At 71.5% G+C, this 12,593-nt stretch carries 15 protein-coding genes; 3 read left to right on the plus strand and 12 right to left on the minus strand.

Annotated features, from left to right (window positions below; all coding sequences use genetic code 11):
- The first annotated feature begins 41 nt into the window (after nt 1-41).
- A complete protein-coding gene (locus ACFYY8_RS00720) occupies nt 42-977 on the plus strand; it encodes a hypothetical protein (protein WP_390035752.1) in 936 nt (311 codons plus the stop codon).
- Nucleotides 978-1,029: 52 nt separating this feature from the next.
- On the opposite strand, the gene ACFYY8_RS00725 is transcribed toward ACFYY8_RS00720, so the two are convergent.
- The 6 genes from ACFYY8_RS00725 to clpS form a co-directional block, all read right to left on the minus strand.
- Nucleotides 1,030-1,977 (minus strand): PLP-dependent cysteine synthase family protein, encoded by a 948-nt coding sequence (locus tag ACFYY8_RS00725; RefSeq protein WP_390035754.1) that lies wholly within the window; start codon nt 1,975-1,977, stop codon nt 1,030-1,032.
- Between the two features lie 83 nt (nt 1,978-2,060).
- Entirely contained in the window at nt 2,061-2,339 is a 279-nt protein-coding gene (locus ACFYY8_RS00730; RefSeq protein WP_352009604.1) for a MoaD/ThiS family protein, read from the minus strand.
- A gap of 106 nt (nt 2,340-2,445) precedes the next feature.
- Nucleotides 2,446-2,583, minus strand: coding sequence for a hypothetical protein (locus ACFYY8_RS00735; RefSeq protein WP_352009605.1), 138 nt, complete (start codon nt 2,581-2,583; stop codon nt 2,446-2,448).
- Between the two features lie 61 nt (nt 2,584-2,644).
- Nucleotides 2,645-3,061 (minus strand): M67 family metallopeptidase, encoded by a 417-nt coding sequence (locus tag ACFYY8_RS00740; protein WP_352009606.1) that lies wholly within the window; start codon nt 3,059-3,061, stop codon nt 2,645-2,647.
- A gap of 9 nt (nt 3,062-3,070) precedes the next feature.
- Nucleotides 3,071-3,595 carry a DUF2017 domain-containing protein gene (locus tag ACFYY8_RS00745; RefSeq protein ID WP_390035757.1) on the minus strand — a complete coding sequence of 175 codons (525 nt, stop codon included), beginning with the start codon at nt 3,593-3,595 and terminating at the stop codon, nt 3,071-3,073.
- Between the two features lie 74 nt (nt 3,596-3,669).
- Nucleotides 3,670-3,939: an ATP-dependent Clp protease adapter ClpS gene (clpS, locus tag ACFYY8_RS00750; RefSeq protein ID WP_390035759.1), complete on the minus strand. Its 270-nt coding sequence runs from the start codon at nt 3,937-3,939 to the stop codon at nt 3,670-3,672.
- Between the two features lie 70 nt (nt 3,940-4,009).
- Here clpS and ACFYY8_RS00755 point away from each other — a divergent pair, with 70 nt between their 5' ends.
- Both ACFYY8_RS00755 and ACFYY8_RS00760 read left to right on the plus strand, forming a co-directional pair.
- Nucleotides 4,010-5,290: a nicotinate phosphoribosyltransferase gene (locus ACFYY8_RS00755; protein ID WP_390036905.1), complete on the plus strand. Its 1,281-nt coding sequence runs from the start codon at nt 4,010-4,012 to the stop codon at nt 5,288-5,290.
- A gap of 63 nt (nt 5,291-5,353) precedes the next feature.
- A complete protein-coding gene (locus tag ACFYY8_RS00760) occupies nt 5,354-5,926 on the plus strand; it encodes a nicotinamidase (RefSeq protein WP_390035761.1) in 573 nt (190 codons plus the stop codon).
- 71 nt (nt 5,927-5,997) lie between these two features.
- Here the strand turns inward: ACFYY8_RS00760 and ACFYY8_RS00765 are convergent, their stop codons facing one another.
- The 6 genes from ACFYY8_RS00765 to ACFYY8_RS00790 form a co-directional block, all read right to left on the minus strand.
- The gene (locus ACFYY8_RS00765) at nt 5,998-6,429 is read right to left on the minus strand and encodes a hypothetical protein (protein ID WP_390035763.1); all 432 of its coding nucleotides are present in this window, start codon (nt 6,427-6,429) and stop codon (nt 5,998-6,000) included.
- Nucleotides 6,405-8,156 carry a DEAD/DEAH box helicase gene (locus ACFYY8_RS00770; RefSeq protein ID WP_390035765.1) on the minus strand — a complete coding sequence of 584 codons (1,752 nt, stop codon included), beginning with the start codon at nt 8,154-8,156 and terminating at the stop codon, nt 6,405-6,407. Before ACFYY8_RS00770 ends, ACFYY8_RS00765 begins: the two co-directional genes overlap by 25 nt.
- Before the next feature lie 253 nt (nt 8,157-8,409).
- Nucleotides 8,410-9,732, minus strand: a complete 1,323-nt coding sequence (locus ACFYY8_RS00775) for a hypothetical protein (RefSeq protein WP_390035767.1) — start codon at nt 9,730-9,732, stop codon at nt 8,410-8,412.
- A gap of 76 nt (nt 9,733-9,808) precedes the next feature.
- A complete protein-coding gene (locus ACFYY8_RS00780; protein ID WP_390035769.1) occupies nt 9,809-11,221 on the minus strand; it encodes an MFS transporter in 1,413 nt (470 codons plus the stop codon).
- A complete protein-coding gene (locus ACFYY8_RS00785; protein WP_390035771.1) occupies nt 11,218-12,132 on the minus strand; it encodes a zinc metalloprotease in 915 nt (304 codons plus the stop codon). Before ACFYY8_RS00785 ends, ACFYY8_RS00780 begins: the two co-directional genes overlap by 4 nt.
- Nucleotides 12,133-12,228: 96 nt before the next feature.
- On the minus strand, nt 12,229-12,483 hold the full coding sequence (locus ACFYY8_RS00790) for a DUF3039 domain-containing protein (protein WP_390035773.1): 255 nt from the start codon (nt 12,481-12,483) through the stop codon (nt 12,229-12,231).
- Between the last annotated feature and the right edge of the window lie 110 nt (nt 12,484-12,593).

Genomic DNA, 12,593 nt, shown 5'->3' on the forward strand with positions numbered 1-12,593 from the left:
AAGCCGGTGAACCGATTCCCCGTCTCCGACGTGTCATCGTCGTGAAGTCCCTGCCCGTGATCGTGATCGTCCTGGCCGTCGTCGGGTGCGCCACCGCCGTACTGGCCTCACAGCCGGCCGCCGGGCCTCCTGCGGCCCCGCCGCCGTGCCCGCAGCGGTGGGGCGGCGACGCCCCCGGCGGCTGGGTGCCCGGCTCCTCCGATGTCGCCGGGGCCGGCGGATCCCTCGTGCCCGGTGCTCCGGTCTCGGCGCTGATCTGCGCCTACCCCGGGGACAACGCCCATCCCGGCGGCGCGCGGCTGGCCGGGTCCAGGCCCCTGGCGGAAGGAGCCGTGGCGATGGCCCGCGACCTGGACTACCTTCCCGCCGCCGAGAAGGCCCCTTCGGGGCCCTGCACACTGATGGGCGGCCCGATGACCAACTACCTCATCCGTTTCGTCTACGACGACGGAAAGGTCCTGTGGCTGGGCAGCGCCGAGGAGGTCAACTCCTGTGTGACGACCACCAACGGCGCCGTCAGCAGCCCCTCCTACGTCGGGCCGGAGATCACCGCCGCCTACGAGACCGGCGCCTGGCGCCCCGTACGGCCCGCCGACCCCTGCCAGGGCCGGCCGACCGGCCGCAGGGGGCAGAACGAACAGATGGTGCCCGAGGGAGCCGTCTCGGTCCTGGCCTGCGGGCAGCCCTACCGGCCGGACGCTCCCGCCGTACGACGGGAGCACGACGCCAAGGCCGCCGAGGCCCTGACCAGGGCCCTGAACGCCCTTGACACCCGGCCCGGCGACAACACCTGCCGCCGGATCCCGGACCTGCGCGGGCGGCCTTTCCAGCTGCGCTTCCGCTATCCGGACGGCCCGGCCGCGACCGTCGACGTCATGCCGGGCTGCGCCCCCATGGTGAACAACGGCCTGCTCCAGGCGAACGCCGACGACACCGTCCGCGCACTCACAGAGGCGGCGTCGCCCTACACCCGCTAGGAGACCCTCCCGGAAGGCCAGCTCACGGCCTCCCGGGGACCACAGGGGGAAATCAGGCCCAGAGCTGGCCTTCGAGGCGTTCCTCGGCCTCGTCCAGCGTGCCCTCGTAGGCGCCGGTCGACAGGTACTTCCAGCCGCCGTCGGCCACCACGAACACGATGTCGGCGCGCTCGCCCTCCTTGACGGCCTTGGTCGCCATGCCGAGCGCCCCGTGCAGGGCGGCACCGGTCGAGACGCCCGCGAAGATGCCCTCGGTGGACAGCAGTTCCCTGGTCCGCCGTAGCGCGTCTCCCGAGGAGACGGAGAAACGGGTGGTCAGGACGTCGGGGTCGTAGAGCTCGGGGATGAAGCCCTCGTCCACGTTGCGCAGGCCGTACACCAGCTCGCCGTAGCGCGGCTCGGCGGCCACGATCCGCACGCCGGGGACGCGCTCGCGCAGGAAGCGGCCGACGCCCATCAGGGTGCCGGTCGTGCCCAGGCCGGCGACGAAGTGGGTGACGGACGGCAGGTCCTCCAGAATCTCCGGCCCCGTCGTCTCGTAGTGCGAGCGCCAGTTGGCCGGGTTTCCGTACTGGTAGAGCATCACCCAGTCGGGGTTCTCCGCCGCCATGCCCTTGGCGACCCGTACGGCCTCGTTCGAGCCACCGGCCGCCGGGGAGGAGACGATCTCCGCTCCCCACATCCGCAGCAGCTGGCGGCGCTCCTCCGAGGTGTTCTCCGGCATCACGCAGATCAGCCGGTAGCCCTTGAGCCGGGCGGACATCGCCAGTGAGATGCCCGTGTTGCCGCTGGTGGGTTCGAGGATCGTGCAGCCGGGCCGCAGCAGCCCGTCCTTCTCGGCCTGCTCGATCATCCACAGCGCCGGGCGGTCCTTGATCGAGCCCGTCGGGTTGCGGTCTTCGAGCTTGGCCCAGATCCGCACGTCCTGTGAGGGGGAGAGTCGGGGCAGGCCGACCAGGGGGGTACGACCTACCGAGTCGATCAGTGAGTCAAAGCGCATGGTGTAGGGCTTCCGCCTCGTGTTAACAAACCAGAAACATCGGCGTGGGCCACCACCGAACCGGTGGTGGCCCATATGTCTCGCTAGCGGGAGCCGCCGGCCACGGCCGGAAGGACGGTGACCGTGTCGCCGTCGGCGACGGGGGTCTCCAGGCCGCCCAGGAAGCGGACGTCCTCGTCGTTGAGGTAGACGTTCACGAAACGGCGCAGCGCGCCCTTGTCGACCAGACGGTCCTTCAGCCCGGGGTGCCGGGAGTCCAGGTCGCCGATCAGCTCCTCCAGCGTCGCGCCCTTGGCGTCGACAGCCTTGGCACCCTCGGTGAAGGTGCGCAGGATGGTGGGAATGCGAACCTCGATGGCCATCGCGGGTCAGTCTCCTTGTGTCGTCGTGCTGTCGTCGGGGAGGCGTCCACCGGTTCGGAACACCGGTGGGCACGGGGGGATTCCGGAGGGAGGTCCGGAGCTGTCATCAGCGACAGTCGTAGACGACGACGGAGGGGGTGTGCGCGAACAGGAAGTTCTGCACGGGCGCGAGGCCCGCGTTCCCGGCCCACGCATCGGGACGTGAGAGCACGACGTCCTCCTGGCTCGGGTCGGCGGTCATCATGACCGCCAGTCTACCCAACGGGTTTTCCTCCCCCATTGCCGTGTCACCCCCGAGACGGCCGTCACGCTGGGACGATCTTGACCTCTTCCTCGGTCACCACGCCGTCGAGGATGCGGTAGGACCGGAACTCGACCTCCTCGCCCAGCTCCTCGCGGGTGGAGACCAGCACGTAGTGGGCGTTGGGCTCCGAGGCGTAGCTGATGTCGGTGCGCGAGGGGTAGGCCTCCGTCGAGGTGTGGGAGTGGTAGATGACCACCGGTTCCTCGTCGAGGTCGTCCATCTCGCGCCAGACGCGCAGCTGCTCCAGCGAGTCGAAGCGGTAGAAGGTCGGCGACCGTTCGGCGTTGACCATCGCGACGAACCGCTGCGGGGAGTCGGAGCCGATCGGTCCGGCGATCACGCCGCAGGCCTCGTCCGGGTGGTCGGCCCGTGCGTGCGCGATGATCCTGTCAACCAGTTCCCGGGAGATGGTGAGCATGCCTGGAAGTTACCAAAGGGCGTGGACCAGGGTCTCCTGGAGGTAGGTCAGCCAGTCGTACAGGACGAGGACCGGATAGCGGGGATCGTCCTCGCTCATCCCGGCCAGCTCGTTGTGGACCTCCTCGGTCACCTCAAGCCGGGTGCCGAGGACCAGCCTGACGTCGTTCAGGGCGCGCATCCAGGCCCGCGCCTGCTCCAGGGTGAGCTCGGCGTGACCGGTCTCCAGGCCGTCGAGCATGGTCCGCGCGTCGGCCCGCTTGCCCTCGCGCAGGGTGGTCTCGGTATAGCGGCGGAAGTCGGCCGACTGCTCGGCGTCCTCGTAGGCCGAGGGGAAGAGCCTGGCGAGCACCGGGTCGTCGGGCTTCTCCGAGGGCCCGATGCCCAGCGCGCGCTCCAGCGGGTCGTCCCCCGTCTCACCCGGCTCGACCAGGTCCAGCGTGTGGGAGGCCAGCGATCTCAGGATGGAGACCTCGGCGTCGTCGAAGTTCGTGACGACACCGCCCTCGCGGCCACGGCTGAATCCCGAACTCACCGTTCGCTCACCACTTTCGCTCGTCCACACGCCTCACACGCCCCGGCGCCCTCTGATGTCACTCTCGTGTCGGGTCACGAGTCCTGCTGCAGCGTGGCCCACAGCCCGTAGGAGTGCATGATCTGCACGTCGCGTTCCATCTCCTCGCGCGTGCCGCTCGACACCACGGCCCTTCCCTTGTGATGCACGTCCAGCATCAGCTTCTCCGCCTTCTCCTTCGAGTATCCGAAGACGGATTGGAAGACATAGGTGACATAGGACATCAGGTTGACCGGGTCGTTCCAGACGATCGTCAACCATGGCCGATCGGGCCGCACGTCGCTCGACGGACGCTCGACCTCCATTGGAGCAGTGCTACCCACGTACCCCAGTCTGCCCTACCTCGGGCTTAGTCTTCGACTCGTGAGTACGAGCATGAGCAGCGCGCTGCTGACCGACCACTACGAGCTGACGATGCTGCAGGCGGCGTTGCGCGGCGGGGTCGCCTTCCGGCGGGCGACGTTCGAGGTGTTCGCCAGGCATCTGCCCGAGGGACGGCGCTACGGGGTGGTGGCGGGCACCGGGCGCCTGCTCGACGCGCTGCGCGACTTCCGGTTCGGCGAGCGTGAACTGGCCTTCCTGCGGAAGAACCGGGTGGTCGACGAGCCCACGCTGGAGTTCCTGGCCGGCTACCGCTTCTCCGGCGACGTGTACGGCTACCGCGAGGGAGACTGCTACTTCCCCGGCTCCCCCATCCTGACCGTCGAGGGCACCTTCGCCGAGGCCGTGCTGCTGGAGACCGTGGTCCTGTCGATCCTCAACCACGACTGCGCCATCGCGGCCGCGGCCTCCCGCATGGTCCACGCCGCCGGGTCGAGGCCGATCATCGAGATGGGTTCGCGGCGCACCCACGAGATGGCCGCCGTGGCCGCCGCGCGGACCGCCTACCTGTGCGGGTTCGCCTCCTCCTCCAACCTGATGGCGAGCCACCTGTACGGCGTGCCGACCGCCGGGACGGCCGCCCACGCCTTCACGTTGCTCCACGACTCGGAGAAGGCGGCCTTCCGGGCCCAGATCGACTCCCTCGGCGCCGGAACCACGCTGCTGGTCGACACCTACGACGTGGCGGAGGCCGTACGGACCGGCGTCGAGCTCGCGGGTCCCGACCTGGGGGCGGTCAGGCTCGACTCCGGTGACCTGGCCGAGGTCGCCTACGCGGTCCGCGCCCAGCTCGACGAGCTGGGCGCCCACAAGACCCGGATCATCGTCACCAGTGACCTGGACGAGTACACCATCGCCGCACTCGCCGCGGCCCCCGTCGACGGCTACGGCGTCGGCACCTCGCTGGTCACCGGTTCCGGGGCGCCGACCGCGGCGCTGGTCTACAAGCTCGTCGCCAGGCAGGACGGGGAGGGTGTGATGCGCCCGGTGGCCAAGCGGTCGGTGGGCAAGCCGAGCCGGGGCGGTCGCAAGCACGCCTTCAGGAGGCTGGACGAGTCGGGTACGGCCGGCGCCGAGCTGGTCACCGTCTCCGGCGAACGGCCCGCCGACAGCCGCCCGCTCCAGGTGGAGCTGGTGCGCGGCGGGGAGATCGTGGGCGCCGAGCCGCTGGAGGCCGCCCGTGAGCGGCACCGGCTGGCCGTCGCCGAGCTGCCCGCCACGGCCCGTCAGCTGGCCAGGGGCTACGAGGCCGTCCCCACCGTCTTCGACGAGTGAAGACGGGCGCGGACGGGTGAACCCGGCCGCCGGACACGGCCTCGGACGTGTTTGACTGACCCCATGGCAACAGCGCTGATCATCGTCGACGTCCAGAACGACTTCTGCGAGGGGGGCAGTCTCGCGGTCGGCGGTGGCGCCGAGGTCGCCGCCGCCATCTCCAGGCACGCCGCCTCGCACGACTACGACCACGTCGTGGCCACCCGTGACTTCCACGTCGATCCCGGCGACCACTTCTCCGCCTCCCCCGACTACGTGGACTCCTGGCCCGCCCACTGCGTGGCCGGGAGCCACGGCGCGCTGTTCCACCCCGCCTTCGACACCACCGGGGTCGAGGAGGTCTTCAGCAAGGGCGCCGACGCCGCCGCCTACAGCGGTTTCGAGGGCGGCGCCCCGGACGGCACGGGCCTGGCCGAGTGGCTGGCGGCCCGCCGGGTGGACACGGTCGACGTCGTGGGCATCGCCACCGACCACTGTGTGCGCGCCACCGCCCTGGACGCGGTCCGCGAGGGACTGGCCGTACGGGTGCTGCTCGACCTGACGGCGGGGGTCGCCAGGGAGACGACCGAGACGGCCCTCGACCAGCTCAGGGCCGCGGGGGCCGTCCTCACCGGCGAGCCGGTGCTCCGTTCCTGACCGGCCTCCCGTATGCGGCCACAGGCGGGTCATAAAAGGTCAAAGGCCGCCACCGCCCCGCACGACAGGAGCTAGTTACGGAGAGTCGTATTCCATGACCTCCGGTGGTGATCCCACATGCTCCTGCTCGGCATCTCGTGGCTGGTCCTGGCTCCGCTCGGCCTGTGGCTGGTGATGCGGGGCCGCGGCTCGGCCCGGGTCGGAGGCGCGTTCGCGCTGGTCGGCCTTGAGGCGGCCACGTTCTGGATCAGCGGTCCCACGCTGACCAGGCCGACGATCCCGCTCGAACAGCCCGCCGTCGTCTCCTCGGCCACGCCCCGCCCCTCGGCGTCCCCGACGCCCACGGAGGCGTCCCCTGAGCCCGCACGGCCCGCATGGGAGAAGTCGCAGAAGACGTCACGGAAAAAGTCGCAGAGAACACCGCGGAAGGCGTCACGGGAAGCGTCGCGGAAGGCGTCCAGGCCCTGCCGGGCACCGGTCAGCGCGAACGCTGGACGGCCCACTGGCGGATCTTGTCGATCCGCTCTTGGACCTGTTCGGCGGTCGCCTGGGCGATAGCCGGGCCGCCGCAGGCCCGGCGCAGCTCGGCGTGGATGACGCCGTGGGGCTGGCCGGTGCGGTGGTTCCAGGCCCCGACCAGGGTGTTGAGCTCGCGGCGCAGGTTGGCGATGAGCTCGTGCGGGGCGACCTGCGGTTCCTTGGGCTCGGGGGCCGCGCGCTTGGCCTTCAGCTGGTCGGACTGTCGTTTGCTCAGCAGTGTGCGCACCTGGTCGGGCTCCAGCAGGCCGGGCAGTCCGATGAAGTCCTCCTCCTCGGGGGAGCCAGGCTCCGCGCCGGTGCCGAACTCGCCGCCGTCGAACAGGACCCGGTCGAAGGTGGCGACCGCCTCGAGCGTCTCGAAGGGCAGCTCGTCACCGACGACGTCGGGGTTGTCCTTCTTGCGCTGGGCGTCGTCGAGCAGGAAGTCGTCCAGGCCGTCCTCTGGCGGCTTGCGGTCGAGAACGTGGTCGCGCTCGGCCTCCATCTCCCCGGCCAGACCCATCAGGGTCGGCACCGAGGGCAGGAAGACCGAGGCCGTCTCCCCGCGCTTGCGCGCCCGCACGAAACGGCCGACGGCCTGGGCGAAGAACAGCGGGGTCGAGGTGCTCGTGGCGTAGACCCCGACCGCCAGGCGCGGGATGTCGACACCCTCGGAGACCATCCGGACCGCGACCAGCCAGCGGTCCTGCGAGGCCGAGAACTGCTTGATCTTCTTGGACGCGTCGGGGTCGTCGGAGAGCACGACCGTGGCGCCCTCCCCGGTGATCGTGCGGATGTGCCTGGCGTAGGCGCGGGCCGTCTCGTGGTCGGTGGCGATGACCAGGCCTCCGGCGTCGGGGACGCCCCTGCGCACCTCGGTCAGCCGCCGGTCCGCGGCGTGCAGCACCTGGCGGATCCAGTCACCCTTGGGGTCGAGGGCCGCCTTCCAGGCCTGGCCGAGCTGGTCCTTGGTGAGCGGCGTGCCCAGCGTCGCGGCGATCTCGTCGCCCGCGCGGGTCCGCCAGCGCATCTCCCCCGCGTAGGCCAGGAAGATCACCGGCCGGACGACGCCGTCGGCCAGGGCCGGGCCGTAGCCGTAGGAGTAGTCGGAGACGCTGCGCCGTACGCCCTCGCCGTCCTCGGCGTAGGTGACGAACGGAATCGGGTTGACGTCGGACCTGAACGGCGTGCCCGTCAGGGCCAGGCGCCGGGTCGCGGGCTCGAACGCCTCGCGCACCCCGTCGCCCCAGGACTTCGCGTCACCCGCGTGGTGGATCTCGTCGAAGATGACCAGGGTCTTGCGCGCCTCGGTCCTGGCGCGGTGCAGCGCCGGGTGCATCGAGATCTGGGCGTAGGTGACGGCGACCCCGACGTAGTCGCGTGAGGTCGCGCCCTGGCTGTTCTTGAACTCCGGGTCGATGGCGATGCCGACCCGGGAGGCGGCGTCGGCCCACTGTTGCTTGAGATGCTCGGTGGGTGTGACGATCGTCACAGCCCGGATGAGCCCGCGCGACAGCAGCTCGCTGGCGATGCGCAGCGCGAAAGTCGTCTTGCCCGCGCCGGGCGTGGCGACCGCGAGGAAGTCGCGAGGCTCACGCCTGAGATACAGGTCAAGCGCCTCCTGCTGCCACGCGCGCAGCTTCGGCGCGGTGCCCCAGGCGGCACGGTCCGGAAACGAGGGGGACAGGTGGGAGGCGGCGAAGGTGCTCACAGTGTCATCAGAGTAATCGCCGCAACCGTCAGGCGTGCCGATCGGGCGAGATCCTCGCCGAGAACGCCCCCGCGTGCTAAGGCCCCTCCCACCCGGGTACGGCCCGCCCCACGGCCACCGCCCACCGCCCGCCACCAGGCCCTCCCCGGCGCCGACGACCCGCTCCCCCACCCGCCGTCACGCCCTGACGCGTCCCCTGGGACCCCGGGAGGACACCCGAGGCCCGTGGGGCCCCTCAGGGCCGGAGCACGGGCTAACGGAGCCCGGAGATCACCTTGTCGATCGCCCCGCGCAGGGCGGGATCGTCGGGCTGGGCGACACCGACCACGACGACCGGTTCGCCGCCCTTCCCGGTGAGCAGGACCAGCCTGAGGTAGGCGGGCCGGTTGACGACGTCGTGGTACTCCGCGCGCAGGGAACGGCTTCGCCCGGTCCGCCCGTTCACGGTGACCGCCCTGTCGTCGACGACCTTGACCTCGTCGCCGTGGAGCAGCAGCCTGCCGTACAGGTCCGCCAGACGGGCCGCGGTCTTGGCGAGGTCGTCTCCCGGCTCGGCGGGCCCGGTCATGATCGTCACCGCGCCGCCGCCCGCGATGGAGGTGAACCCGGTGACCGGCGGCACCGCGCCGGCCCGCCAGCCCGCGGGCAACGGGTACGTCACACCCGTTGCGGGGTCGCTCACCACGGCGGGCCTGGTGGCGGCGTGGGCGTCCGAGGGGGCCTGCCACAGCAGCAGCGGAGGGAGCAGCACGGCGACGGCGAAGCCGACCGCGAGACCGGCCGCCGCCGCCACCGTCCCGAGGAGCAGGCGCCGCAGCCGTCCCGCCCTGCTGGGGGGAGGCGCCACGGGTGAGCCGTACCAGCGGGCCGAGGGCGGCAGCTCGTCCTGGGGGGAGTCGTCGTCGTTGAGCGGCCAGGGCCGGTGGGTCTCCCACACCGACTCCTCCGGCCAGATCCCCTCCGCCTCCCGCCGCGTTCTGCCCTGGCGCCGGGCGCGTCCGCGCCTCCAGAACGCCCAGGGCCCGGCGGTCCTCCCCCGGAACTCCTCCGAGGTCCACCCCCGCAGGTCTCCGTCGTCGGTCTCCTCGGACACCCAGCCGCCACGGCCGCCGTCAACCGGCACGGGCACCGGTTCCCCGTCCGCCGTCTCCGAAGCCTCGGCCGGGCCCGGAGCCCCCGGGGGCTCCGCCTCGTCCCGGTCCCAGAGCGAGGCCCGGTGCTGGGCGGGACGCGGGCCCCTGTCCGGCGACCACGCCCCCGACGCCCCCGGCACCCCCGATGCCCCAGGCGTTCCGCCCGTTTCCGCCACGGGCGACCACACCAGGTGACCCTCGTCCCGGCCGTCATGTGCCTCCTGCGAGGCGTCGGGCCCGTGCGGCTCGGCGGGAGGCTCACAGGTGGGGGCGGCGTGGGCCCGGGTCTCCTGAGTCGCGTAGGGAGCGGTCCCACGGCGCGTGCGACGCGGCGTGTCCTGTGGCACGCGGGACGCGCCGGAGGCGTCCTCCCTCTCGGGGCGCTCCGGCGGCCACGCCTGGCGAGGTCGTTCGTCCACGACGCCTGCCTTCCCGGTGGTCACGGTTCTACCGTCCTACCATGCCCGTCCTTACCCGGTCCGGCTATAGATGATCGTCGTCAGCGGGAAAACGACCGGCTCAGGCGGCTTCCCGCATGCGGCCCGCGACGGCCGTCCCCAGCAGCCCGACCGCCGCCATCAGGACGGCGATCGTGGTGTAACCGGTGGCGATGTCGTCGTGGCCGATCACGTTGATCAGCACTCCGCCGAAGCCGATCGTCAGGGCGCTGCCAAGGGTGTCGACGACCTGAAGGGCGGCGGAGTTCGCGCCCTGCTCGGCGTCGGGAGACTGGCGCATGGCGGTGACGTTGACGCTGGTCATGGCGATGCCCATGCCGAATCCGGCGAGCACCCAGGCGGGCACGGTGATCCAGCCGGTCACGCCGGGCACCAGCGCGAGCAGGGTGAGCAGGATGCCGGAAGTGACCGAGGCCGCACCGAGCCGTACCAGGCGGGGGCGGTCGAACTCGCGCCTGGACTGCAGGTAGGAGCCGGTCGTCCAGCCGAGCGCGCCGATGGTGAGCGCGACCCCGCCCTCGATCACCGAGAAGCCGCGCACCTGGGTGAGCAGCAGCGGGATGAAGGAGTTGATCCCGAAGAAGGACGCGGAGAGCACACCGCGCATCATCACCGTGGTCGACAGGCCCCGGCCGAACATGAGCGCCCGGCGCGGCAGCAGCCTGGGCAGGCCCGCGACCAGCAGCGCCAGACCGGCCAGGGTGGCGGACCAGCCGACCCCCGGGTTCAGATGGAGGAGGTCGACGCCGTACAGGAGCGCTCCGGCGCCCACGGCGGTCGCCGAGGCCGCCAGGGTCATCGCCAGCGGCCTCGACCGCTCTCCGGAGGGCGCCGGAGCGACCCCCGCCTCCGTGTCCGGTCCGGTGCCGGCCCCACGCGGGCGCAGCGCGGGCAGGAGCATCAGCAGGGCGGGGATCACCAGCGGCACGATGCCGTAGAAGACCCAGCGCCAGCCGAGCGTCGCGGCGACGAGCCCGCCGAGGCCGGGGCCGACCAGCGCGGGCAGCACCCAGGCGGCCGACAGCGCGGCGAAGACCTTGGGCCTGGCCTCGGGCACGTACACCCGCGCGATCATCACGTAGACCGCCACGATGACCGCCCCGCCGCCGAGTCCCTGCACGGCCCGTGCCGCGATGAACAGTTCCTTCGAACCGGCGGCGCCCGCCATCGCCATGCCGGTCACGAACAGGCCGACCCCGAGCAGGAAGGGCCAGGCGTGCCCTCTGCGGTCGGACCAGAGCCCGGCGACGACGTTGGCGAACAGGCCCGCGATGAGGAAGGCCGAGAAGCTCATGCCGTACAGGTCGAGCGCGTCGAGGTCCTCGGACACCGCGGGCATCACGGCACCGACGGACATGCCTTCGAAGGCGATCAGAGTGACGACGAGCAGGATCCCGAGGGAGGCCGTGCGGTATTCCGGACCGAAGATCCGGGGGGACTGGTATGGAGCGTCGAGGGTCTTCGGTACTGTCACCCGTTAAGGGTAGTGGCCGCCTCCCGAATGCGGTAAAGGGCCCATATTTCATGCATTCTGCCTGCTTGTCCGGTGGTGAACTCCGACATACAGCGATCCTGGGCGTAGTCCATGAAGTTGTGGATCGGGTCGGAACCGCCGCCCTTGCAGGTGTCCTTGGCCGCCGGGCAGCCCTCGGTCGGCTGGCCCTCCGGCGGGGTGTCGTCGACCGCGTCGCCGGGCGGCTCGCAGCCGTTCTCGAAGGTGTGCAGCAGGCCCAGCCAGTGGCCGATCTCGTGGACGGCGGTGAACCCACGGTCGAAGTTCCGCAGCGACCCGCCGGGCAGCGTCCGCCAGTCGACGACCACACCGTCGAGCTGGGGCTCGTTGCGGTACCAGTGGGGGTAGGTCGAGTAGCCGAGCACGAGCTGACCGAGCTGGGCGATGTAGAGGTTGAGGGTCTCCGGGCCGCCCCGGCGCATCTGCTTGAGCGGCCGTTCGTAGGTGAGCGGACCGCGGAACCACGCCGGGTTCTCGGTCCTGGTGATCCCGTCGAGCCGGAAGCGGACCCCGGTGTCCACGCCGCCGTACCGGCCTCCGTAGGCGGAGTTGAGGGCGGCGATCTGCGCGCGCACCGCGTCGTCCTGCGCCCCGAGGGCGCCCTCGGTGACGACGTGCGCCCAGGTGGGGACGGTGATGGTCGCCGTCGGGGCGCGCCGCGCCCTCGACCGGCGCAGCGCGAGGTCGGCGAGCATCTCGGCGACCTGCGCGGGCCCCGGGGCGTACGGCTCGGAGCCCCTGCCGGGGAGCGCTCCCCGCGCGCCCGCCGTACAACCCCGTCCGCTCACGGCGGCCGCCGCGGCGGGGAGTCCGGGCAGGGCGCCCACGGTGAACAGGCACGCCGAGACGACGGCGATCGCACGCCGAGCCATGCACTCCCCCGAGATGTCACGTTCGCTGGCCGTCAACCGCCAGGCGGTGACATCCCGACCGTAGCCTCATCGGCGGCGATCACCCGTCAGCAACACTCACTCGTTGCCGCTGTCGTCCTCGCCCTTCGGGAGTCCTTCGTAGATCTCCTTGCACTCGGGGCAGACCGGGAACTTCTGCGGGTCCCGGTTCGGCACCCAGATCTTGCCGCAGATCGCGCGCACCGGGGTGCCGGTGAACGCGCTCTCCATGATCTTGTCTTTCTCGACGTAGTGGGCGAACCGCTCGTGGTCGCCGTCGCCGAACGAGAGGTCGGGACGGATGTCGCTCTCAGGGAGAATTTTCGTGCTCACCCTGACGATTTTATGCCCGCGGGGCCGCGATCCCGGATCCGGCGCACGCCGTTTCTCCACGGACCCCGCCCGAGACGCGTACGGCTCCCGCCGGAAAGGGCGGGAGCCGC

Origin of the sequence: Streptosporangium sp. NPDC001559 (genome assembly GCF_042893955.1) — a bacterium.
Taxonomy (GTDB): Bacteria; Actinomycetota; Actinomycetes; order Streptosporangiales; family Streptosporangiaceae; genus Streptosporangium.

Bases quoted from the DNA above. Each gene is read 5' to 3' on its own strand.
- clpS (WP_390035759.1), bottom strand. From the start codon at position 3,939: ATGGAGGTCGAGCGTCCGTCGAGCGACGTGCGGCCCGATCGGCCATGG.
- ACFYY8_RS00740 (WP_352009606.1), bottom strand. From the start codon at position 3,061: ATGCTCACCATCTCCCGGGAACTGGTTGACAGGATCATCGCGCACGCA.
- ACFYY8_RS00760 (WP_390035761.1), top strand. From the start codon at position 5,354: ATGGCAACAGCGCTGATCATCGTCGACGTCCAGAACGACTTCTGCGAG.
- ACFYY8_RS00725 (WP_390035754.1), bottom strand. From the start codon at position 1,977: ATGCGCTTTGACTCACTGATCGACTCGGTAGGTCGTACCCCCCTGGTC.
- ACFYY8_RS00755 (WP_390036905.1), top strand. From the start codon at position 4,010: ATGAGCAGCGCGCTGCTGACCGACCACTACGAGCTGACGATGCTGCAG.
- ACFYY8_RS00735 (WP_352009605.1), bottom strand. From the start codon at position 2,583: ATGATGACCGCCGACCCGAGCCAGGAGGACGTCGTGCTCTCACGTCCC.
- ACFYY8_RS00785 (WP_390035771.1), bottom strand. From the start codon at position 12,132: ATGGCTCGGCGTGCGATCGCCGTCGTCTCGGCGTGCCTGTTCACCGTG.
- ACFYY8_RS00730 (WP_352009604.1), bottom strand. From the start codon at position 2,339: ATGGCCATCGAGGTTCGCATTCCCACCATCCTGCGCACCTTCACCGAG.